Annotated in this window: 21 protein-coding genes; 8 read left to right on the plus strand and 13 right to left on the minus strand. The window is 54.2% G+C overall.

All coding sequences use genetic code 11. The features are described from left to right. Positions 1-12: 12 nt before the first annotated feature. A complete protein-coding gene (locus GOV79_RS09435; RefSeq protein ID WP_170789592.1) occupies positions 13-1,074 on the minus strand; it encodes an efflux RND transporter periplasmic adaptor subunit in 1,062 nt (353 codons plus the stop codon). Between the two features lie 186 nt (positions 1,075-1,260). On the opposite strand from GOV79_RS09435, the gene GOV79_RS09440 reads away from it, so the two are divergent. After that, the gene (locus GOV79_RS09440) at positions 1,261-1,902 is read left to right on the plus strand and encodes a TetR/AcrR family transcriptional regulator (protein ID WP_170789593.1); all 642 of its coding nucleotides are present in this window, start codon (positions 1,261-1,263) and stop codon (positions 1,900-1,902) included. 261 nt (positions 1,903-2,163) lie between these two features. Here GOV79_RS09440 and GOV79_RS09445 read toward each other — a convergent pair whose 3' ends face one another. From GOV79_RS09445 to GOV79_RS09465, 5 genes are all read right to left on the minus strand, one after another. Then, complete coding sequence (locus tag GOV79_RS09445; protein ID WP_170789594.1) at positions 2,164-3,150, minus strand: zinc-dependent alcohol dehydrogenase family protein; 987 nt, start codon at positions 3,148-3,150, stop codon at positions 2,164-2,166. A gap of 81 nt (positions 3,151-3,231) precedes the next feature. Then, positions 3,232-4,077 (minus strand): enoyl-CoA hydratase/isomerase family protein, encoded by an 846-nt coding sequence (locus GOV79_RS09450; protein ID WP_170789595.1) that lies wholly within the window; start codon positions 4,075-4,077, stop codon positions 3,232-3,234. A 91-nt stretch (positions 4,078-4,168) separates the two neighbouring features. Beyond that, entirely contained in the window at positions 4,169-4,957 is a 789-nt protein-coding gene (locus GOV79_RS09455; protein WP_170789596.1) for an SDR family NAD(P)-dependent oxidoreductase, read from the minus strand. A 12-nt stretch (positions 4,958-4,969) separates the two neighbouring features. Then, positions 4,970-5,935, minus strand: coding sequence for an LLM class oxidoreductase (locus GOV79_RS09460; RefSeq protein WP_170789597.1), 966 nt, complete (start codon positions 5,933-5,935; stop codon positions 4,970-4,972). Positions 5,936-5,947: 12 nt separating this feature from the next. Further along, a complete protein-coding gene (locus GOV79_RS09465) occupies positions 5,948-6,724 on the minus strand; it encodes a CmcJ/NvfI family oxidoreductase (RefSeq protein ID WP_170789598.1) in 777 nt (258 codons plus the stop codon). A gap of 107 nt (positions 6,725-6,831) precedes the next feature. On the opposite strand from GOV79_RS09465, the gene GOV79_RS09470 reads away from it, so the two are divergent. Beyond that, complete coding sequence (locus GOV79_RS09470) at positions 6,832-7,743, plus strand: LysR family transcriptional regulator (RefSeq protein WP_170789599.1); 912 nt, start codon at positions 6,832-6,834, stop codon at positions 7,741-7,743. Between the two features lie 385 nt (positions 7,744-8,128). On the opposite strand, the gene GOV79_RS09475 is transcribed toward GOV79_RS09470, so the two are convergent. Genes GOV79_RS09475 through GOV79_RS09500 form a run of 6 tightly spaced genes read right to left on the minus strand, consistent with a single transcriptional unit; the run spans position 8,129 to position 13,355 of the window. Further along, on the minus strand, positions 8,129-9,067 hold the full coding sequence (locus tag GOV79_RS09475) for an HAD-IIA family hydrolase (RefSeq protein WP_170789600.1): 939 nt from the start codon (positions 9,065-9,067) through the stop codon (positions 8,129-8,131). Continuing rightward, positions 9,031-9,846: a phosphonate ABC transporter, permease protein PhnE gene (gene phnE, locus GOV79_RS09480; RefSeq protein ID WP_170462143.1), complete on the minus strand. Its 816-nt coding sequence runs from the start codon at positions 9,844-9,846 to the stop codon at positions 9,031-9,033. The genes GOV79_RS09475 and phnE (GOV79_RS09480) overlap by 37 nt, the downstream gene beginning before the upstream one ends. Then, positions 9,846-10,661, minus strand: a complete 816-nt coding sequence (gene phnE, locus GOV79_RS09485) for a phosphonate ABC transporter, permease protein PhnE (protein ID WP_170789601.1) — start codon at positions 10,659-10,661, stop codon at positions 9,846-9,848. Before phnE (GOV79_RS09485) ends, phnE (GOV79_RS09480) begins: the two co-directional genes overlap by 1 nt. Next, the gene (gene phnC, locus GOV79_RS09490; RefSeq protein ID WP_170462139.1) at positions 10,658-11,452 is read right to left on the minus strand and encodes a phosphonate ABC transporter ATP-binding protein; all 795 of its coding nucleotides are present in this window, start codon (positions 11,450-11,452) and stop codon (positions 10,658-10,660) included. Before phnC ends, phnE (GOV79_RS09485) begins: the two co-directional genes overlap by 4 nt. 60 nt (positions 11,453-11,512) lie before the next feature. Further along, on the minus strand, positions 11,513-12,487 hold the full coding sequence (gene phnD / locus GOV79_RS09495) for a phosphate/phosphite/phosphonate ABC transporter substrate-binding protein (protein WP_170774133.1): 975 nt from the start codon (positions 12,485-12,487) through the stop codon (positions 11,513-11,515). Positions 12,488-12,539: 52 nt separating this feature from the next. Continuing rightward, positions 12,540-13,355 carry a DeoR/GlpR family DNA-binding transcription regulator gene (locus GOV79_RS09500; protein WP_170789602.1) on the minus strand — a complete coding sequence of 272 codons (816 nt, stop codon included), beginning with the start codon at positions 13,353-13,355 and terminating at the stop codon, positions 12,540-12,542. Between the two features lie 244 nt (positions 13,356-13,599). Here GOV79_RS09500 and GOV79_RS09505 point away from each other — a divergent pair, with 244 nt between their 5' ends. Genes GOV79_RS09505 through GOV79_RS09525 form a run of 5 tightly spaced genes read left to right on the plus strand, consistent with a single transcriptional unit; the run spans position 13,600 to position 18,998 of the window. Further along, on the plus strand, positions 13,600-14,064 hold the full coding sequence (locus tag GOV79_RS09505) for an NUDIX hydrolase (protein ID WP_170789603.1): 465 nt from the start codon (positions 13,600-13,602) through the stop codon (positions 14,062-14,064). A 57-nt stretch (positions 14,065-14,121) separates the two neighbouring features. Then, on the plus strand, positions 14,122-15,147 hold the full coding sequence (locus tag GOV79_RS09510) for an ABC transporter substrate-binding protein (RefSeq protein ID WP_170789604.1): 1,026 nt from the start codon (positions 14,122-14,124) through the stop codon (positions 15,145-15,147). Continuing rightward, positions 15,148-17,364 (plus strand): ABC transporter permease, encoded by a 2,217-nt coding sequence (locus GOV79_RS09515; protein ID WP_170789605.1) that lies wholly within the window; start codon positions 15,148-15,150, stop codon positions 17,362-17,364. Continuing rightward, positions 17,361-18,431 (plus strand): ABC transporter ATP-binding protein, encoded by a 1,071-nt coding sequence (locus GOV79_RS09520; protein WP_170462129.1) that lies wholly within the window; start codon positions 17,361-17,363, stop codon positions 18,429-18,431. Before GOV79_RS09515 ends, GOV79_RS09520 begins: the two co-directional genes overlap by 4 nt. Then, positions 18,432-18,998: a histidine phosphatase family protein gene (locus GOV79_RS09525; protein ID WP_170789606.1), complete on the plus strand. Its 567-nt coding sequence runs from the start codon at positions 18,432-18,434 to the stop codon at positions 18,996-18,998. Between the two features lie 3 nt (positions 18,999-19,001). On the opposite strand, the gene GOV79_RS09530 is transcribed toward GOV79_RS09525, so the two are convergent. Next, positions 19,002-19,793 carry an inositol monophosphatase family protein gene (locus GOV79_RS09530; protein WP_170789607.1) on the minus strand — a complete coding sequence of 264 codons (792 nt, stop codon included), beginning with the start codon at positions 19,791-19,793 and terminating at the stop codon, positions 19,002-19,004. Positions 19,794-20,537: 744 nt separating this feature from the next. Between GOV79_RS09530 and GOV79_RS09535 the strand changes: the two genes are divergently transcribed. Next, the gene (locus GOV79_RS09535; protein WP_237218003.1) at positions 20,538-21,368 is read left to right on the plus strand and encodes an alpha/beta hydrolase; all 831 of its coding nucleotides are present in this window, start codon (positions 20,538-20,540) and stop codon (positions 21,366-21,368) included. Positions 21,369-21,567 lie beyond the last annotated feature (199 nt).

A 21,567-nucleotide genomic window follows, 5' to 3' on the forward strand; every position in this document is an offset into this window, starting at 1 on the left:
CAAATCGCTCCGTTACTCGCCAGTGTTGAAGACAACGCGCTGACCAACGCTGACTCGCTGCGGCCCCTGATCAATCAAGACGGTGCCTTTCGGAAACGCGCCACGCACAAAGACGCGGTCATCTTCGGCATGTAGCACTTCGACAGTCGCCAGGCGCACAGTCTTTTGCGCATCGGCAACGAGCAGTGTCCATTGCCCGCGAGTTCCTTCCTTCAGAGATGTTGTAGGCACCCAGGTCCCCGCACTTTGGACGGGTTCGAGTACATGCACACGTGCTGTTTGTCCGAAAGCAACGTCCGGCGCGTACTTCAAACCGAACAGCGCGGTGCGGGTTCGGGTCACCGGGTCAATATCGGGCCGCAAAGTTGCAAGCTCAGCCTGATAGCTTTGACCTGCAATTTCGATTTCAACGTCAGTCAACAGCGCCGGATCAACATCGAGAGGGATACCGATCCGAACCTGCGGCGACACGACCTCGACCATACCCAAAACCAACTCGCCCGAGCGCAGAGTTTCACCGCCATCCACGTGTCGCGCGGTTATTTGACCGGCAAACGGAGCCTCGATACTGGATTTCTCGATCCGAACGGTCACATCACTTAAGGCGGCATCTAACTCGCCAATCCTGGATAGCAATTCATCCTGCTGAGAAACGGCCTCGTCCAAACGGGCTTGACTGGTAAAGCCTTCTTCAATGAGTTTCGCGTTTCGCTCGACTGTTTTCTTTGCAAATGAAAGTTGGGCTGCAATGGCGTCACGTGATGCTGTCAGACGGTCGCGTTCGACCTCCAGCAGTGCGATGTCCAGTGTCGCAAGAAGTTGACCCTTGGCAACCTCGTCGCCCTCATCCACCAGAATTTGATCCAGCGTCCCGTTCAGTTCGAAAGAGATATCTGCCGAACGCTGAGGTTCGACCTGCCCGATGAATACACGGTCGACTGTGTATGCGCTCTCGGACGTGATCGGTGTCACGGACACCGGTGTCACAGCAGCGGCATCTGGTGCGGGTACAGCGTCCGCTCTACGGGTGAGCTCGGATGCGCCAAAGTAAACGGCGGCCGCTGCAACGGCCATAATACTGACGGTTACTCCCAGGCGCACAGTGCTGCGCAACACACGTGCAAGTAGGCTCGGTTTGGTCGCTTCAGTAGATGAATTTGCAGGATTCGGCATTTGGGGACCTCATCAAGTTAGCGTTTCTAACATATGTTAGAAGTTCTCACTTTGACAAGAGATACGTGATCTGGCACATGTTGGATCATGAGCAGCACCGAAAAAAATCATCCGACAAACAGACAAGCGGCTGGTCTGTCCGTTAGCAAGAAAGCCTATCATCACGGCGATCTCCGCGCTGCACTGATCGAAGCAACCCGACAGTTGGTTGAAGAAAAAGGTCCGGAGAGTTTTTCTGTATCCGAGGCGTGCAGACGCGCGGGCGTATCAACCGCGGCACCTTACAAGCACTTCAAAGACAAGACAGAAATGCTGGTTGCCACTGTCCTTGAAGGAATGGATCGGCACCGAGACAAAATGCTGGCTGCGCTGGAAGGTGTTCCTGAAGGAACTCCCGAGCGCATTACTACCATAGGAATGGAGTATATTGCCTTCGCGTTAAATGAGCCCGGGATCTTCAGACTGAAATTTGGCGGCTTCACAGACCGTATCGCGGACCTCCGGCTGGAGGAAGGCGGCCAGCAAAGCTTCGGGATTCTTTTGACTGAGGTAGCAAAGTGTCTCGGTGAACCGGGAATCACAGGCGAAGTTCGCCGCCGTGGTTTTTTGTTGTGGAGTTTCGTGCACGGGCTGTCTTTCATTCTGCATGACAAAGGGCTTGCGGAGAAAGGCGAAGAGTTCGATCTTCATACCCTTCTTGAGGACGTTTCGGAAAGAATGCTGAGTTGAGCGTTATTACGCCAAAACGAACTCAACCAAGCACTGAGAGCAGACGATCCAAGCCGCTATCACGCCTACGCCTAAACGATTACTCTGCTCCGCGTAGCAGACGTTCAACGAATTCTGCCGAACATCTGCTCCCAGCCAAAAGCAACCTGTTCTGCAATTTGCACCAAAGCCAGCTATGCAATGATAGGCGACGTCAACTGCAGCGAAAACTGATTTGGTGTGCCAAGTAATTATGCGCGCCCTAAGTCCAACCGGATCAGATCACAATTCCACAACGACTTTTCCGACCGCAGATCCATTCGTCAGATGCGCGTAAGCTGCACCGACGTCGGCCCACCCAAACTTATGTTCGTCAACAATCGGTTTGAGCGCGCCATCATCCGCCAGATCTGCCAGTATCCTCAGGATGTCGCTATGTGTTTGCCGCCCGACATCGTGCAACATCGGGATCAGCATGAAGACAACATGCAGAGATAGACCTTTGAAATGCACAGGCGTCAAATCAATCTCGACCATCGCGACCGTTGAGGCCACATGGCCATTAAGCTTGGCTGCTTCGAAAGAGTTCGTCATGTTCGACCCACCTACGCTGTCGAACACCACGTCGAAGCCGACGCCACCGGTATGCTCCGCAACATAGTCCTCGACACTCTGCGTTGTGAAATCCAGAGGGCGCGCGCCGAGACCCTCGATCAGTGACATCTGATCTGCGCCGCGACCTGTCGCCCACACTGTTGCACCAAGGTGGCGTGCGATTTGAACCGCAACATGACCCACACCACCAGCGCCGCCCTGGACGAGCACGGTTTGCCCTTCGCTCACATCTGCGCGTGTCAACCCTTCATAGGCGGTGATACCGACGAGAGGCAGCGCTGCAGCTTCCCGCATGCTAAGCGTCTTGGGTTTGTGTGCGATCAGACGGGAATCCGCGTTAATGTATTCCGCGAGAGAGCCAGGCAAATCCATCAAACCTCCAGCGCAGCCATACACCTCATCGCCTATGGCAAAGTTAGTCACGCCTTCACCAATTGCGATAACCGTGCCTGCAAAATCCATGCCAAGCAAAGCGGGCAATTTGGGGGACAGCGGCAGGTCCGCACCCATGCTTCGGATCATAGTGTCGACGGTATTAACGCTGACTGCGGCCATTTTGACCACCACATGTCCAGGTGTCGCCACCGGATCAGGCATTTCTGCGAGCTCGAACGGTGCTTCGGGTCCATATGAATTTAGAACCATTGCTTTCATTGGTGTATTCCTTTTGTAACGCCACGCCAGAGGCACGTCGAAACAACGCACACCTGACTAGATACTTGTGTTGGGGGTAGGTCAGTTGATGTCCTGTACCTGCATCACCAGATCGCCCCATTTACGCTGGTTTTCGATGTCGTGCTCCAAACCTTGTTCATCCGCGATGGCGAACCGTTTGACGGCCGGGGTTTTGCTGGTGGCCTGATAAAGCCAATAGGCTTCGGCTTTCAGCGCTTCATCAATTGGTTTGTCTATCGATTCGTAGACCATCTGTTTGCAGGCATTGATCGACTCTGCTGGAAACTGTGCTATCCGCTCGGCCAGCGCGGCTACGTACGGACCAATTTCATCCGGCTCCAAAGCTTTATTGATGGTGCCCAAGCGCTCTGCATCATCTGCGTCAAAGTCTTGAGCGCTCAGAATGATCTCAAGCGCTTTTCCAAGGCCGGTTTGACGCGCCATACGTGAGGCACCGCCGCCGCAGGGAAGAATGCCCATTCCGACTTCCATCTGCATGAACTTGTACCTGCCCCGCGCGGCAAAGCGCATGTCGAGTGCTAATGCCAACTCATGTCCGCCGCCGCGCGCAAACCCTTCCAGCTTTGCGATAGTTGCCTGTGGTACCTTGCTGATCCTCTCGCAGACCGATTGCAGGTCCAAAAGTTGCGCATCCTCGCGGGACACGGCCTCAGTCGACATATCCTTAAGTAGTTCGGTATCGTAGTGGCAGATCCAGATTTCCGGATTGGCCGATTGAAAGATCACGACCTTGGTGTCGCGGTCCCGCTCTAGCCGCATGGCCAGACTGTTCAGGTCGGCCAGCATTTCCTGGCCTTGCACATTCACAGAGCCAAAGTCGAATGTCACTGTAGCGATACCGCTCTCAACGGCTACGTCAAAGGTTTGAAAGTTTTCGTATTTCATCAGGCAGTCCTTTCTTGGGCCTCGACGCGGCATGCGTGAGGGTAGAGGGGTGTTAAAGATGGAAGTGCTTGGCGTTTTAGCGCCGAGAGGGTCAGTTGGTCTGTTTAATCAATTCTTTGATAGTGCTCATGACGTCAGCAACGTGATCTATGTCCAGTGCTGCGGCATGCGGGTTTGCGAAAGCGCCGCTGTCATTGTCGAAATAGGTCCCTGATGCGTCAGCAAACCGCGCGCCCAGGGTGGCCTCGATCAGGATATCCGCGCCGATGTTCATGTCATTCCCGGCAACGCCAAAGCCTTCTTGCACCATTTTCGAGGCCAAAAGTGATCCGGGATTTACCGCGACCACCACAGGCGCATCAGCTTGGGATTTGGCCCATTCCCGGGTCCAGATGGTGATCGCCAACTTGCTTTGGGCGTAGGCCTCCATATCCGCCAGTGGCACATTACCTTGCATGGCCCTGATGTTCACCGGGGCTTGTGCGGCAGATGAGAGGTTCACGACACGCCCGTTTGCCGGAATATTCGGCTGCAGCAAATCGGTCAGCAGATACGGTGCAAGAGTGTTGACGACAAAGCGGATATCCTGCCCGTTCTCAAGTACGGTTTGCGGGGCTTTCAGCACCCCCGCGTTGTTGATCAAAACATCCAACCTGTCATGTCTGGCCCGCACGTTCTCGGCCAGTTCACGCACCGCGGACAGGTCGCTCAGATCAGCGGCATAGGTTTCGACATTTTCACCGACTTCGGCAGCTGCGCTCTCCAGTTTGGAAATGCTGCGGCCATGCAACAGCACGTTGTGCCCGTGAGCGGCCAACTTCTTGGCCGTCAGCAAACCAATGCCGTCGGTCGAACCTGTTATGAGAATGGTCTTGGTCATCGGTCTGATCCTTTAAGAAAAGTCAGGCAGCACAGTGTCTGCCAAGTGTTCAAGGGTTGCGTCGATAGGTGCTTGATTGAACCTGAGGTTCAGCGCGACGTGGTTGATCCCGAGCGTTTCAATCTCGCGCAGATAGCTGCGAAGGAAATTTGTGCCAGACTGAAACCCAAGGTGGATCGGGCGCGGAGGCTCGTCAGGGTCGGCAACAACATCGACATAGAGCGATTGCATGACAGGTTTATCCAGTTGGCCCGCTTCCCTAACGCGTCGTCGGTAATCTGCGATGACTTGGCCCTGAGCCGCCGCATTCCGCGGATATGTCATCCAACCGTCGCCGTTCTGCGCCACCCAATTGGGGGATTGCTGGCTACCGCCGGTAATAAGCATCGGCAGTCGAGTACCATGCGGCTTTGGCAATAAGTCAATTCCGCCAGACAAAGTGCCCTGGGCGTTTTGATGAGTAGGATAATCCGACCCAGCCGCCCGTATGTAGTCAATGCTGTCGCGGAACCGTGCCCCTCGGTCGTCAAAGCTGTGGTTCATCGCCGGGTATTCCTCGGGGCGGTCACCTGAAGCAACGCCCAAAAGCAACCTCCCCCCCGAGAGCACATCGGTCGTCGCCGCCGCCTTGGCCACATGCGCGGGGTGACGCAATGGCAGGATTACACTCGACGTTCCCAGCGCAATTCGATCCGTCGCCATTGCCAATGCCCCCAGATAGACAAATGGATCGAAAACTTGCCCGGGATCACCAAAGCTTGGAACATTAAACGGCACGTCGCGCAGCCAAAGGGCCGCAAACCCAAGTTCCTCTGCCCTCTGAGCCGCTTCTAGATGTCCCCGCATATTCGGCTCGGCGCCGACTGCGTATGCTTCGAGCGGCAGCACGAGGCCAATGCTCAACCGCCCGCGACGGAACACCCGGTTATAGGCCACGTTGATCTGGGCAAACTCAGTAGGCTGCATTTTATCCAACATCTCGGGGTCCTTTTAATAGCGCACCAGTCTGCGGCTTTCGATGCTTTTGCGGATGGTGGAGATGCGTGGATCTTCGACCATGTCGAGCGCGCTATGCGCGACCGATGGTAGGCCTTGGTTGTCATAGATGTTGAAGATCGCGACCTCATCTGGTGTCATCTTGGATTGATAGACCCAGCTATGCTTTGGGTTTTCCACCAACCCCATGATTTGTCCCTTGCGGTCGGGATAGATCAGGTCCAGCAGAATCCAGTCGGACGGGTCAACCGATGAAGGGCGCACAAAGCCAAGCGGAGCGGAGTTGATCGGATGCTCTATGGGGCGCCACACGTTAACAAAAGCATAGTGGCCTTGCGCCCATTCCGCCGCGACCTCGGCACCCAGCAGGTCAGCAAGCCGCTGTTCCGCTCCGTCCTTGCTGTAGTCACTGTGAACGTTACGTGCGGGTTTGCGCGTCGCACTCGGGTCGTCTTTCCGAACCGTATGGTCGAAAACCAAAACCTCGCGCGCGCCCAGCCTGTCAGAAAGCATCGCCGTCAACTCGGCATCGTATATCGGTTTCCAGGCGGCTCCTGATAAGTGCTGAACCTGCGTTATAAGCGCTACGAATTCAACAGAATCAGACGCAAATTTAACTGTATTGGTCGTCGCGCGATTATCGACCAACGTAACGCTTGTTGTGCCTAATTCGGGGGAAACCAGGTTACCTGCAATCCCGCCGGCATCTAACTCAAAGGCTTGCCGATAGGGCTTATGGACGTGGTAGTTGACTGTGGCTGTCCGCGTCATGTGCGCCTCCTGTCTATGCTGTGTTGCATCGATTACAGGGATTTAACGTCAATCTATTTGCATATAAACTGCCCATCGGTGGAATGATAATTCGGGTTTGCTATATAATGGGACTTGATACAGATGCGCTGCGATTGTTTGTCAGGGCAGCAGAAATACTGAACATAAGCGCGGCGGGGCGCGCATTAGGCATGGCACCGGCCGTGTCCAGCGCAAAACTCGCCAAGTTGGAGCAAAACTTGGGTTCCGAATTGCTCCACCGCACAACGCGCAAAGTGTCACTGTCGGTCGAAGGTGCTGACTTCCTGCCCTTCGCCCGAGAGATCATCGCGCAGGAAGAGGCCGCACTTGCTGCTTTAGGCAAACAAAGAACAACCATCAAAGGAACGTTGCGCTTCGCCGCGCCTAGCAGTTTTGCACAACTCTATATCGCGCCAATTCTGCCCAAGTTCCTTGAACAGCACCCCGACCTCACAATCGATCTGCGTCTGTCGGATGTGCAGTTCGACTTGATCGAGGGAAGTTATGATCTGGCACTCAGGAACGCGCCACTTGTCGACACTAGCCTCAAGGGTCGCAAACTGGCCGATGACCAGCGTATTCTTTGCGCCGCACCAAGCTACCTCTACACGCACGGCACGCCTAAAACTCCTGATGATCTAAACAACCACCACTTGATTGCTTTCCAAAACCGCCAACCGCGCCTGTTGACAGGACTGGAAGGTGAGAACGCGGTTTTCGACCCCGCATCGGCGAAAGGTCAATTGATAATTGACGACGGTCAAAGCCAGGTCCGCGCCACATTGGCCGGGGCCGGTATTTCCTTGAACGCTCTATGGAGCGTGCATGACCAACTGAAATCAGGCCGTTTGATACGGGTTCTTCCAAACTTTGAAGCCGCAGAGGACAATGTCTTGTGGCTGATCTATCCCAAGTCCAACGTACTGTCCCCCAAAGTGCGGGTGTTCATGGACTTTCTCGTCGCAGAGATTGGCGCAAAGCCTCCTTGGGAAACATGAGCTCAAATTAAGTTTAGCGCGCTGTCAAATACCCCGACGCCAGTGTTGGAGATAGGCGTTGAGCGTATATGCCTTGTCAAATCACAAAAGTCCGCTTTGTCCGCATAGCGGTCCCTCAGACAGATCGTAGCGAAAGACCGCACCGAGCCCACTTTGACCGATGCTGCTCTATGCCCCAATGACAGCAATGCGCAGAAAGCGGTCTTTGCAAAGTTCGGAGTGCGGCCCAATCCGGACGTGAGTTTAGAGTTACGTTGTTGCGGAGGGTTCTCCAAAGTTGCCGTTCACATGCGATGTTTCGCTCACATGGTGGGCATGTTCGCAACGCAGGTTCACCCGACATTCGAGTAAACAGAAAGACGTATCCAAGCGGAACGCCTTATTATCAAGGCCGGTTTACAACAAAACTCGGTACTATCCCTGCCTTTTTGATCGCTGCTTCAACATCATGCCCTGCGAAAAAACCGAATCCAGAGATGAGCGCGGAAGCTATGCCTGCATTTCGTGCACCTAGAATGTCGGTGTGCAGGCTGTCGCCAACCATCAGAACCCGGGACTTGTCGATGTGCCCCAGACGATTGAATGCAAGATTATAGATGTTGGCGAAAGGTTTTCCAAAGAACTGAGGGGTGACGCCTGTCCGGTCTGCTAGCCGGTGCGCGTAAAGACCGGGTTCTTTGGAGAAACCATACTCGCGCGGAGCGACAATGTCAGGATTGCCGACCAATACCGGGCGGGGACGTTGCAGCAAAGCGGCCTCTAACATGGCTTGTCGCGCTTCATTCCAAACAGCTGACCCAATCATCAAAAATCCGTCGACGGTTTCGTAGGGCTTCGGGTCATCCTCCAGGTAGGATAGCTTCAACTCCTCCAGATCGCGAAGGCCGGCACTTGGAGTTGCCATCAATCCCCAATGCAACTCATTTTGGCCGTTTAGCTCAGACAACAACGTGGCCCGACTGGTGATCACGTCTTGTGGCGCGAAGTTGTAGCCAAGCCCATAGTATTTCTCCATAAGAGTTGTGTGGGGAAACCCTGCAGCATTCGATACGACCAGAACACGTTTGCCGGCGGCTGTCAGCGACCTGACCCGATCTGGTGTTTCTGGGATTGCCGTATCACCAATATTGAGAACCCCGAAGGCATCGAGGAGGAACACGTCAAACTCGTGAGCTATGTCCTCTAGCGTGTCCGCCTGACGATAGCTCACTTCAGTTGATCTGGGTTGCGGAAGGCGATGTCTTACAGCCTCGTAGGCGTCAAAAGCCTCTTGCGCAGAGAAACCGGTCAAATGATGGCCCCTCTTACTTTCGCCGAAACCCATTCGCTGATCATAACCGCGACCAGAATTACAATCAGGATCAGACTAACTTGCGGCCAAGCCAGAACGTTGAGCGAAGCCGACAATTGCAACCCGATACCCCCGGCTCCAACCAGCCCGAGTACCGTGGACTCGCGGATGTTGATATCCCAACGGAAGACGGCAATGCCCGCGAAAGCGGGTAGGATTTGCGGTACGATCCCATAGGCCATAACCTGCCAGCGTGAAGCACCGGTTGCCGTGATTGCTTCGACCTGCGTGTGATCAATTTCCTCAATCGCTTCGTAAAGAAGCTTTGCGCAAAACCCGATTGAACGAATGGCGATTGCTATGACACCGGCGAACACTCCGGGACCAATAATCGCAATCAAAAGTAGCGCCCAGATCAACGAGTTGATAGAGCGGGTCGAAACAATGACCAACAGGGCAATCGGTCGGATGAACAACGCCGATGGCGTGGTGTTGCGGGCCGCCAAAAAGGCAACTGGCACTGCCAGGAACAAGGCAATTATGGTTCCCAGGGTGGCAATGTTTAGCGTGTCCCAAATCGGGCGACCCAACTGGGTGATGTAACCCCATTTAGGAGGCGTTGCACGGGTCCAGATATCATTCGCGATGCGGGGCGCGTCCCAGACGAAAAACCAAGTCGTCGACTCTGAGATCAGCTGCCAGCAGTAAACAAAGATCGCCACACCCAACAACCAGCCGAACCAACGGACCAAGCTCTGACCCGTTGTCCGGCGACGCCAGATTTGCGCATCGTCGCGTTCAAGTATCGGCATTACTGAACCCTCGCTCGGATAATTCCCGAAAGGTATTCAAGTGCCATCACGATGCCGATGATGAGAATGAGAATGGCTGCCGCAGTGTCGTATTCATAGCGGTCGAATGCGGTGTTCAAAGTTGCACCAATTCCGCCAGCCCCCACGAGCCCGAGGATCGCGCTTTCTCGGAAGTTGATGTCGATCCGATACATGGAAAGGCCCACAAGTCGCGGCATAACCTGAGGCTGAACTCCGTAGTTGATCCATTGTGGCCAACGTGCTCCGGAGGCCTTAATAGCCTCGGCCTGAACTTTGTCCATAGCTTCGATATCTTCGGCCAGAAGTTTTGAGAGAAACCCGATGGTGGCGAAAGAAAGCGTCAGAAATCCGGCTAGCGGGCCAAAGCCAAAGATAGCCACAAGCAAAATGGCGACGATAATCTCTTGCAATGCCCGACTTATCGCGACAATGCCTCGGCAAATCATGTAGATTGGCAATGGTGCGATATTGCGTGCAGCCCCGAGCCCAATCGGGATCGAAATCAGGATGCCCACGACCGAGGCGGCCACGGTCATCACGATACTCTCCAGAAGGCCACTCCAAATATCTGACCACCGTGAAATGAAGTCTGGGCTGGTGAACGCAAGTACAAACGCCCACCCTCGGTCTAGCCCTTCATAGACACGGCCCCAATCAACTTCGATGGTCTTAAAGGCTGCGACCAGGTAGGCGAAAAAGCCAAGGAGCAAGGCCCATCGGAGGAATGGGTTTTTAATAAAGGCAGGCTTACGCCAGCCTTTTCCCAGCATGTCGTCTAACTCGCGATGGCTCATTCTGCAGCCTCGACATCTTCATCTTCGTCCACTTTTTCGATGGTTGCTTCCCAGTCTTCTTCCCCATAGATCTCGGTCAGCTTCTCAGGGGTAAGGCCTGTGGGTAGCCCATCATACACAATTTCGCCAAAGCGGAGTCCCACGACGCGGGGCACAAACATCTGAGCGAGCGCCACATCGTGGATATTAATAATGGCAGCCAATCCACGTTCCTGACATAACTCGGTGATGAGACGCATTATCTGACGGCTGGTCTTTGGGTCCAGCGACGCTGTTGGTTCATCGACCAACAGCAGTTTTGGGTTCTGTATCAAAGCGCGGCAGATGCCGACCCTTTGGCGTTGACCACCCGATAGTTCATCCGCCCGTTTATCCGCCATGTGCAACAGCCCCACCCGATCAAGCAGGCGGAAGGCTTCGTCCACATCAGACTGCGGATACCTCCGTAGAAAGCTGCGCCAGAACCCCACATAGCCCAGCCTGCCGGACAGTACATTTTCCATCACTGTCAGGCGTTCGACCAAGGCATATTCCTGAAAGATCATGCCCATTTCGCGGCGCGCCTTCCGCAATGCACCCGATCCGAGTTTGGTCAGGTCTACATCATCCAAAAGAACACCGCCGCTTGTAGGTTCAACCAATCGGTTAACACAGCGGATCATGGTCGATTTGCCCGCGCCCGAGGGCCCGATCAACGCAAGAACCTGTCCTTTTGGAACTTCAAGATCAATCGCCTTCAGCGCCTGATCTCCGGTCTTGTATGTTTTCGTCAGCTTTTGAAGACGCAGCATGAAATGCCCCAGATTAGGGAGAACAGCGGGCCCTTTCAGGCCCGCCTGATGAGCCAAAGGTTATTGGCAGGCGTAGGAGACGCCATTTGCTGCGTCAATTTTACGAATGACATCCCAGAATTCCTGATAGGTCATCTCAAGGAATTGGCCTTCGTTTGATTTCGAGAACTCAGCTTCAAGTGTCGTCCCCTCCCAATCGAAGCTGAAGAAGGCATTGCGGATCTTTTCCTGCAACTCGGGCGTCAGGTTGTAAACGGTGCCAAACCCAGTGGTTGGGAAAGTCTGCGACTTATAGATTGTAATGACATCATCCTCATTGATCACGTCACGGGAGATCATCCGCGATTTAACGGAATTCGCAATTGAGGCCGCTAAGTAGTCTTTGTTGGCAACACCTAGGATCGAGTTGTCGTGTTTGCCCGAATAGACAGGCTCAAAGTCGCGTTCGGGCAGAAGATCAAAGTCGCTTTTCAGGATCGCGGAAGGAGCCTTGAATCCCGAGTTCGATGTGGGCGATGTGAAAGCCAGTTGCTTTCCCTTGATGTCTTCAACCTTTTCGATGCCCGAACCCGGATAGGTGATGATTTCCATCTCGTAACCAAAATTACCGTCTTTTGAGGCCATGATCGTGAACGGACGGAACCCAGCGCAGTTTACGGCCAAAGGGTTGGAACCGGTGTTGAATCCCGCAATATGCAGGCGCCCTGAGCGCATCGCCTCGATCTGGGCTGCGTTATTCTGGACTGGAAAAAAGACAACGTCCTTGCCTGTTTCTGCTTTCAAATGGTCGAGAAAGTCTGACCACGCAGTTTTGTAAACGGCGGGGTCTTCAACCGGCGTGTAGGCAAAGATCAAGGTGTCTGGATCTATTTGTTCGGAAGGATCTGTGGGGATATCCGCGATCAAATCCCCGTCGGCATCACAAAAACGCTCGTCCAAGTCACCGCGTGGACAATCTTGCGCCGACGCTATTCCACTCATCGACATGAGTGCGATTGCAGATGCCCCAAGCAATAGTTTGATATCGATCTTCATGTTTTCCTCCCAGTCATGTGCGGTGCTTTTTAGCCGCTGTTAATCAGTCATTTCATGTCCATCCGGCGACTAGAACGTCGACCTCGGCGCCTTCAATAGCGTTACGCAATTCTCCTGTTGGTCTTCTGTCTGTGACTATGGAATCCAGGTCGTTAAGGTCTCCTACTTGAGACAGGCCCTTCCGGCCGAATTTCCCGGAATCAACAAGAAGGTGCCGTTTCTCGGCGCGCGTCAGCATCACCCTCTTTACTGCCGCAAAGCCCCGCACTGTTTCTGAAGGACCATCCGTCGAGAACCCGGAGGAACCGATCATGCACCGGTCGACGTTGAAACGGGACAGAAATTCCAGCGTCTCGGTTCCGATAGTCGCAGACTCAGTGGCCAAATATTCCCCTGGGCATAACAGGACTTGTGCAGCCCCATGGCCAAGGGTCATAGCTACGGGAATGGAATTGGTGATTACCGTGCAAGGGGTCCCAATATAAGCCAGTGCACGTGCCATCTCGATGGTGGTCGAGCCGGAATCGATCATGACCGTTTCACCGCTCTGGATCAGTTCAGCCGCTCTGACACCTATCCGTTCGCGCTCGTCAACCTGAGCGTTTTTCCGTTCATCCAAACCCGGATAGTGCCCTTGCGCTGGGGCCGATGCCCCCCCGTGTGCGCGCGCGATCAGACCGTCATTCGACAAAGCATCGAAATCTCTACGTACCGTCTCGTTGGAGACGTTGAACCGCTGGGCCAGTTCGGTGATGCGAACGTGCGGGCGCAGCTTCAGCTCCAACAATATCTGTTGGCGCCGGTCGGATTTCTTTACCCGGCTCTGGTTCTTTTCAGACATTTTGCCGCGCGTTTTTGTTTTGGACATCCGACGACCCGACTAGGCTTCGAAGTCTACTTTTGTGGGCTTTCGGTCATAATGCAATATTTTTTGTTGCATAACCCTCAGAAGGCTGTGAGAATTCGAGCGAACACAAGTACTTCGAAGCGCAAAGCAAAGATGCACAGGCTGATCAAAATCAGAATGCGAGCCAAGGCAAAGCGTTAACCGGCCAACTTGCCATTAAGACAGCTTCCATTTGGGTTTTGATCGTGTGGCATTGAAGGGCAGCATGAGCGACAGCGAAACGGCAGATCAGATTGCGGCGCTTCCGATGCGCTGGGACAAGACTGGCAAGTTGCGCGTTCTTATGGTCACGTCGCGGGATACCGGCCGGTGGGTTATCCCAAAAGGATGGCTAATGGACGGCAAAAAACCATGGCATGCCGCAGAAATAGAAGCGCAGGAAGAAGCGGGCGCGGTTGGTGCCATCTCGAAACGGCCGATCGGCCAATTTTTCTACGATAAGCGTTATCAAGGCAGAAGCAGCGTTCGCTGCCGCGTCACCTTATATCCGTTGGTCGTTGAAAAGCTGAAGCGACGCTGGAAAGAAGAGGGTGAGCGCACGCGTCACTGGTTTTCACCGGCAAAAGCCGCAAAGCTGGTCGAAGAAAAAGACCTGTCACAGTTGCTGAAAAATCTAACAGACAATCATGAAGTCAAATCGGTTGTGAAGAAGCTTCGAAAGGCTGCTTGAGGAAGAGCATAAGAGAACCGGGACGCCCGGACGCATTAAGCTCAAAGGGAGGAAAAAATGAGGAAATTGACATCCACTGCGGCTGGATCACTGATTGCCCTGACTGCGTCACTGTCGGCAGCACAGGCCGATAAGCTGACACTCTATTGTTCGGCGCAAGAAGATTGGTGCCAACTCATGGCACGCAGCTTTGAAGATGCGACTGGCATCGACGTCAACATGACCCGAAAATCGTCGGGCGAGACCTTTGCACAAATCCGGGCCGAAAGTTCGAACCCGAAAGGGGACGTTTGGTGGGGCGGTACGGGTGATCCGCACTTGCAGGCCGCCGAAGAGGGCCTGACAATGGAATACATGTCGCCGATGCGTGATCAATTGCACGATTGGGCGATTTCTCAGGCCGAAAGCGCGGGCAACAAAACGATCGGCATTTATTCAGGCGCGCTTGGGTATGGCTACAATGCCGACCTTGTCGCTGCAAACAATCTGCCCGAACCGGCCTGCTGGGAAGATCTGCTGAAGCCCGAATACAAAGGCCATATTCAGATGGCGAATCCGAACTCATCAGGTACGGCCTATACGACGCTGGCCTCAATGGTGCAGATCTTCGGCGAGGATGAAGGCTTTGAGTTCATGAAGGGCCTGCATTCGAATATCAACCAGTACACCAAGTCAGGCTCGGCACCGATCAAAGCCGCCGGTCGTGGTGAGAACACCATTGGTATCGTCTTCATGCATGACGCTGTGAAGCAGGCCGTTTCAGGATTCCCGATTAAGGTCGTCGCACCGTGCGAGGGCACAGGATACGAAATTGGCTCGATGTCGATTATTGAAGGAGCCCGCAACGAAGAAGAAGCGAAAAAGTTCTATGACTGGGCACTGTCACCCGAGGCCCAGAACCTTGCTCTTCAGGTCAACGCGTTTCAGGTACCTTCGAATAAGAGCGCGGAAACTTCGGATAGCGCGCCAGACATGAGTCAGATCAAGCTGATTGACTATGACTTCAAAAAGTATGGTTCGTCAGACGAACGGAAGCGTCTGTTGCAGAAATGGGACGAAGAGGTTTCGACTCTGCCGCAGTAAATGACTGACCGGACTTCAAAAACGACCCATCCGGTCCTGATCTTCTGGATCACGGCCGGGTGGGTCGGATTCTGCCTGTTGCCTTGGTATATGGTCGACGGTGGCCTTTGGTCGTTCGAGTGGCTTTTGGACGGCTACCCATTCGATGAGGATTATGCCCCCGCTGCGTTTCTGATTGGACAGGGTGAAAAACTATGGCTCGCTCCGCTCCTGATCGCACTCGCCCTGCCGCTTCTGGTGTTGAAGCGCCCCAAATCTGATCCACTTTACGCCAGAATACTGATCCTGTCAGGGGCGCTTGGCTTCGGCTGGCTGATCGCTCAGGGGTTCAGCATTGGCATCAGAGGCTTCAACTTCAATTGGTTGCAGGCGATGTTTGGCGAACTCGGCGACCGTCAGTTCGGAATGGGCTACGGTGCGATGATATGTGCCTCAAGTTTTCTGTTCCTGCTTACTCAGGGGATCGCGGCAAGGGGCGCCATTAACGGTGACGTCTTTGTCGTAAGCGCCATCGGTGGCGTTATTACAATTGTCACCGCTTTTGTCTTTTTTCCCATCGCGAAGATGTTATTCGCTGCCTTCATCACCGAAGAAGGCGCGTACTCCATCGCGGTATTCTTCTCGAAGTTTTTCGATGATCGACTGTGGGGTTTGGGGTGTTTTCATGGCGCGCGCTGTGGTGCCGCCTGGAATTCACTGTTCCTAGCCATCTTGGTCGGCGTCATCACCACGGTCCTGGGGCTTTGCTTTGCACTGGTCGTGACGCGCTCAGGCTTTCGCCATAAACGCGCGCTGCGGGCTCTGACCGTTCTGCCAATAATCACTCCGCCATTCGTGATCGGCCTGGCGCTGATCTTGCTTTTTGGCCTTTCTGGGTCGGTCACCCGGTTCTTTGCCGAGCTTCTCGGCACCCAGCCGACACGCTGGCTTTATGGAATGCCAGGCATCCTGATCGCGCAGACACTCGCGTTTACGCCAATCGCGTTTCTTGTTCTGATCGGTGTGGTTGAAGGCGTCTCTCCGTCGATGGAAGAAGCGGCCCAAACCCTCCGCGCCAGTAGATGGCAGACATTCAAGACGGTTTCCTTGCCCCTGATGCGGCCCGGTCTTGCAAACGCATTTCTTCTGGGCTTCATCGAAAGCATGGCCGATTTCGGCAATCCGCTTGTGTTGGGCGGGAATTTCGACGTGCTTTCGACCGAGATATTCTTCGCCATCGTTGGCGCTCAATACGATCAAGGCAGGGCCGCGGTTCTGGCTATGGTGCTGCTGTTTTTTACTCTTTCCGCCTTTTATGCGCAGCGTGTCTGGCTGGGGAAGAAAAGCTACACAACCGTCACCGGCAAAGGAGATGCCGGCGTTCATCCGCTGATGCCGACTGGCCTTTCAGTTCCGGTCCTGCTCATCGCTCTGGGCTGGGCGCTGTTCACAATTGTTGTTTATGCGATGATCATTTACGGCAGTGTCGTCGAGTTGTGGGGTGTCGATAACTCGCTGACGATCAAACACTATGTCACCGCATTCTCCGTACGTTTCGAAGAAGATAGCATTCGCTGGACCGGTGCCGCTTGGGACAGTTTCTGGACTACCATAACGATCGCGGCCATTGCTGCCCCATTGACTGCCGCCGTTGGTCTGGTGACCGCTTATCTGCTGACCAGGCAAAGTTTTGCAGGCAAGAACGCTTTCGAATTTGGAACAATGTTGTCCTTCGCTATCCCCGGAACAGTGATCGGCGTCAGCTACATCCTGGCCTTCAACGTTCCGCCAATTGAAATCACGGGTACTGGTGTCATTCTCGTTGTCAGCTTCATCTTCCGTAATATGCCGGTTGGCGTTCGTGCGGGGATAGCGAGCATGTCGCAGCTGGACCGCAGCCTTGATGAATCCTCGCTGACCCTTGGTGCAAACTCGTGGCAGACGTTCCGAAATGTCATCCTGCCGCTGTTGCGCCCTGCGATACTTGCTGCGCTTGTTTACAGTTTTGTCCGTGCCATGACGGCGATCTCGGCTGTCATCTTTCTGGTCAGTGCAGAATATGACATGGCGACCAGTTACATCATCGGTCGGGTCGAGAATAACGACTATGGCCTTGCGATCGCCTATTCGACGACGCTGATCTTTGTGATGCTCGCGGCGGTCGGTTTACTGCAACTACTCGTTGGCCGGGTCCAGATTGGTCGACGCACGCAACACGGAACGGAGGCATCGCGATGACCGACACCAAAATCGGTTCCAAGGCCGCCCCGGTACGCTTTGAGAACGTGTCGAAAGTATTCGGTAAGGACGTCGTCGCCGTCGACAACATCAACCTGCATGTCGAGGCAGGAAAACTCGTCACATTGCTTGGTCCGTCAGGTTGCGGAAAAACAACGACTCTGCGCATGATTGCTGGGTTAGAGATGGCAAGTTCGGGCAAGATCCTAATTGGTGATCGGGATGTGACCAAATTGCCCGCCACCGACCGCGATGTTTCCATGGTGTTCCAGTCCTACGCGCTGTTCCCTCATATGAGCGTGTTGGAGAATGTGAAATATGGCCTCACATTCTCGGGCTTTGCAAAGGATGAAGCCCGCAGCCGCGCTCTATATGGATTGGAACTGGTCGGTCTTCAGGGGTTCGACAACCGTCTTCCCTCTGAACTCTCAGGGGGCCAACAACAACGTGTTGCCGTCGCCCGCGCGCTGGTTCTTGAGCCTCAGGTTCTGCTGTTCGACGAGCCGTTGTCCAATCTCGATGCCAAGCTTCGCCGTCAGGTGCGAGAGGATATTCGGGCAATCCAGCAAGATCTTGGTTTGACAGTTGTTTACGTGACCCACGATCAGGAGGAGGCACTGGCGGTCTCGGATGAGATTGTTGTCATGCGCAACGCAGCGATCGCCCAAATGGGCACACCACGCCAGCTTTACGATGCCCCGAACGACCGATTTGTTGCCGATTTCATAGGTGAGGCAAACCTTTTGAATTGCCAAATCGTCGATATCAATGGAGACGCGGCAACGATAGAAATAGAAGGCTACCGCCACACGCTGCCACGTCGCGGTTTGTCAGAAGGAAACGCAACCATTGCTGTGCGACCCTCACGCCTGGTGATCGGCTCAGACCAAGGCATACCAGCCAAGGTGGCTAAGGCGACCTATGTTGGCGTTCGGATGGAATATACGCTGATCGGTGCATTCGGTCAGGTTTTTGCCGTACACGATGACGTCGATGCGCCGCTTGAACCCGGCACCGAAATCAGAATGGGTTTTGCTGACAAAGGGCCCGTTCTTTTACCGGATTAAATGCCGAAACTCATAATCATCACACACCCCGAGGTCTCTATCGATCCGGCCGTCCCGATAACTGAGTGGGGCTTGAATGCCTTGGGCCGTAAACGCGCTGCTGAATTTGCAACCAGTGGAATCCTGTCCAACGTCACGCAGATATGGACCAGTGGCGAGCGGAAAGCCCGCGAAACAGGTGAGATTCTTGCTGCACCACGAACGCTGCCCGTGAATTGCAACTTGGGTCTTGGTGAGAACGACCGCAGCGCAACCGGTTACTTGCCTCGATACGATTTCGAGGCAGCGGCCAATGTTTTCTTTGCTCAGCCGGAAAGTAGCTATCGCGGTTGGGAAACAGCGACCGAAGCACAGATACGCATTCATCGGACAGTCACTGAGATTATCCAGTCGCATGATGCCGGGGATCTTGCAATCGTAACGCATGGAGCAGTGGGCACATTGCTTTGGTGCGCACTCTCGAATTGTTCGATAGACCGCAAGCACGACCAACCCTCACAAGGCCATTTCTGGCAGGCTGATTTAGCTACGCTCAAGCCCGATTCATGTTGGGTCTCTTTGGCATAGGCGCTAAGCTTTCCAAGCGTTCTCTGCGATCTCACACAACGTCTCGAACACATCTGGTGTCCCCACGATCACGCGCCCGCCGTCTCGGATCATCGCATCGGCGTTCTGATCCTCGACAACACCACCCGCTTCCGAAACCAGCAATTGCCCAGCCAGACAATCCCAAGCATTCATGTGCTCCTCCACGTAACCCAGAAGGCGCCCGGCAGCGACGTAAGCCAGAGAAAGCGCTCCGCTGGCGTTTCTGTGAAACATCGCCCCTTGCTCGATCAGATCCTCGATAACGGGTAAGACATGACGGCTCTCAATCCGGTTCGAGTATCCCACAGCAACAGTTCCGTCGTGCAACGGCACTCCTAACGCGACGCTTATCGGTGAACCGTTAAGTGTCGCTGTTTCTCCGCGAGTTGCGACAAAAGTTTCATCTACATTTGGATCATGGATCACACCAATCTCCGTTTGGCCTTCAGTGACACCAGCCAGAACAATGGTCCATGCAGGAATCCCGTTCACGAAATTCGTGGTCCCATCAATTGGATCGATGACCCAGTCAAAGTCACTCTCTCCGGCTACCGCGCCATGCTCTTCACCGTATACGCCATCTTTGGGCCACGCCTCCGCGATCCTTTGACGAATGAAAGTCTCGACGTTCCTGTCCGCCTCGCTCACCCAGTCCTGAGCGCCTTTTTGATCAACAATAAGATTGACCCGATCTGCAAAGAACTTTTTGGCAAGTAGCCCAGCCTCCTCGCAGACTTCGGTGGCAAAGTCTCTGCGTTCTGAAAGTCGAGACATAGGTGCTCCTTTTTCGGTTGGAGAGTTGCCCAAAAACATTGTAGGCCAAGCGAAGACTTGGCAACCACATAGTCTTTTCGCTTGCTTCAGGTGCCAATATTGGCTCCACAAACCCTGAGTTCTTAGTGTCTACGATCTTCTCCGCGATCAACCTCCCGATCGATAGCTCTCTAATTTCCGTTTGCATTGGATGTAGAACCGACTTGCAGAAGCGCAGATAAGATCCTGAAACACCCACCCTTTGAATGTCGGCTTACTTGCCGGCGCTCAATTTGGTCTGTGCGTGCAACAAAGGTCGGCACTCCATTCGAACCGCAAATCTGAAGTGTCCGCATTGGGCTGCGAGCGGCCCATCATGCAAGTCGCAGAGAAATGTAACACGAGCCCAGAGCGGAAGTGCAAACGGCAAACTTTGCCATCTTACGGCAGAAGATAAATTCGCCCATCACTAGAGGGGTTGAGTTTTCTCCAATCGAGCGGTTACGCTGTAAGTCCCTTACAATTCAATTGCATGACCCTTTTCCGTGAAACCCTGTCTCAACATTTACGCGAGGTTCCGAATTGCAAAAGTTTAGCAAACTCAACGTAGGTGCTCTGGCCGTTGTCTTCCTTTCACATGCATTGATTGCTGCCCCTCTTGAAGCGCAGGAAGCCGCCCCGGAGACGTATGCGCTGGAAGCAGACGTGGTTTATGGATAGGGAGTCGTGACGAAAGAGGGTAAGGAGGTTTCGCGCGACTTGTGGATGGATATCTATCATCCGACCGAAGCCACAGCCACAGCCACGCCGCGACCTGCTGTAGTCCTCACCTTCGGCGGCGCATTCCATCGCGGCAGTCCGCGGCTTACGTTTCAATCGGGTGGTGCTCAGGATACCTCGATGGGCAATTATTGCCGTCGGTTTGCCGCGCGGGGCTATACGTGCTTTGCAATCGATTATCGGCTGACACCCGAAGGGCCTGTGCCATCAGGGGAAGGTTATCAAGCAGATTGGATCGCACCCGAAAGTCTGTTGCCACTATTGCCCCAAGCCAACCACATTCGGGGCACTATGGACCTGCCGCCGCTTGATTTCAGCATCCCCGAACAAGAGAAGACAATGGTTGATGGTGTGATCTCGGCCGCCGAAGATTTGCGCAAGGCTGTGCTGCATATCCGGGAATCCGCTGCCACTTACAATGTCGACCCGAACCGTATTGTGCTTGGCGGGTTTTCCGCAGGCGCAGTGACGTCTTGGAATGTTGCACATGGCATGGGAGTTCCTGTCTCCGGTGTCTTTCTCCTTTCCGGAACAGATGCCGGGTTTGACGTGAACAAGGCGGTTACAGCTTCGTCAGACAGACCGCCGATACTCATGTTCATGGGTCAGTATGATCTGGCTGGCGCGTTGTCTTCAGTTCCCCTCCTTATCGCTCACTACGAAGAAGTAGGTGTGGAGCATGAGTTTGCGTGGGTGCCGGGCTTTGGCCATTTCTATCCTGCTGGCGCAGCCAGCTTGGGTGGCGATGCAGTGAGCATGTCCGTGGAAGGTCGGATTACCGAGTTCCTCGAACGTGTCATTGGCACCGGGCAATGACGTCAGGCAATGTCATTCAGAGGCGCTGACTATGAAAGACGAGACGCAACTTCGTCGGCATCTAGGAAATTGCAAAGTCTACGTTTGAATGTCTTCTTTGGGCTGCGAGCAGGCGTAGGCCGCCGGTGGGCCAAAGTCAGGTTTGTCCGCAAAACGGTCATTAAGACAGAACGCAGCGAACGGCTGCTCTGAGCTCGAA

It is taken from the genome of Ruegeria lacuscaerulensis (assembly GCF_013034745.1).
In the GTDB taxonomy this organism is placed as follows: domain Bacteria; phylum Pseudomonadota; class Alphaproteobacteria; order Rhodobacterales; family Rhodobacteraceae; genus Ruegeria; species Ruegeria lacuscaerulensis_B.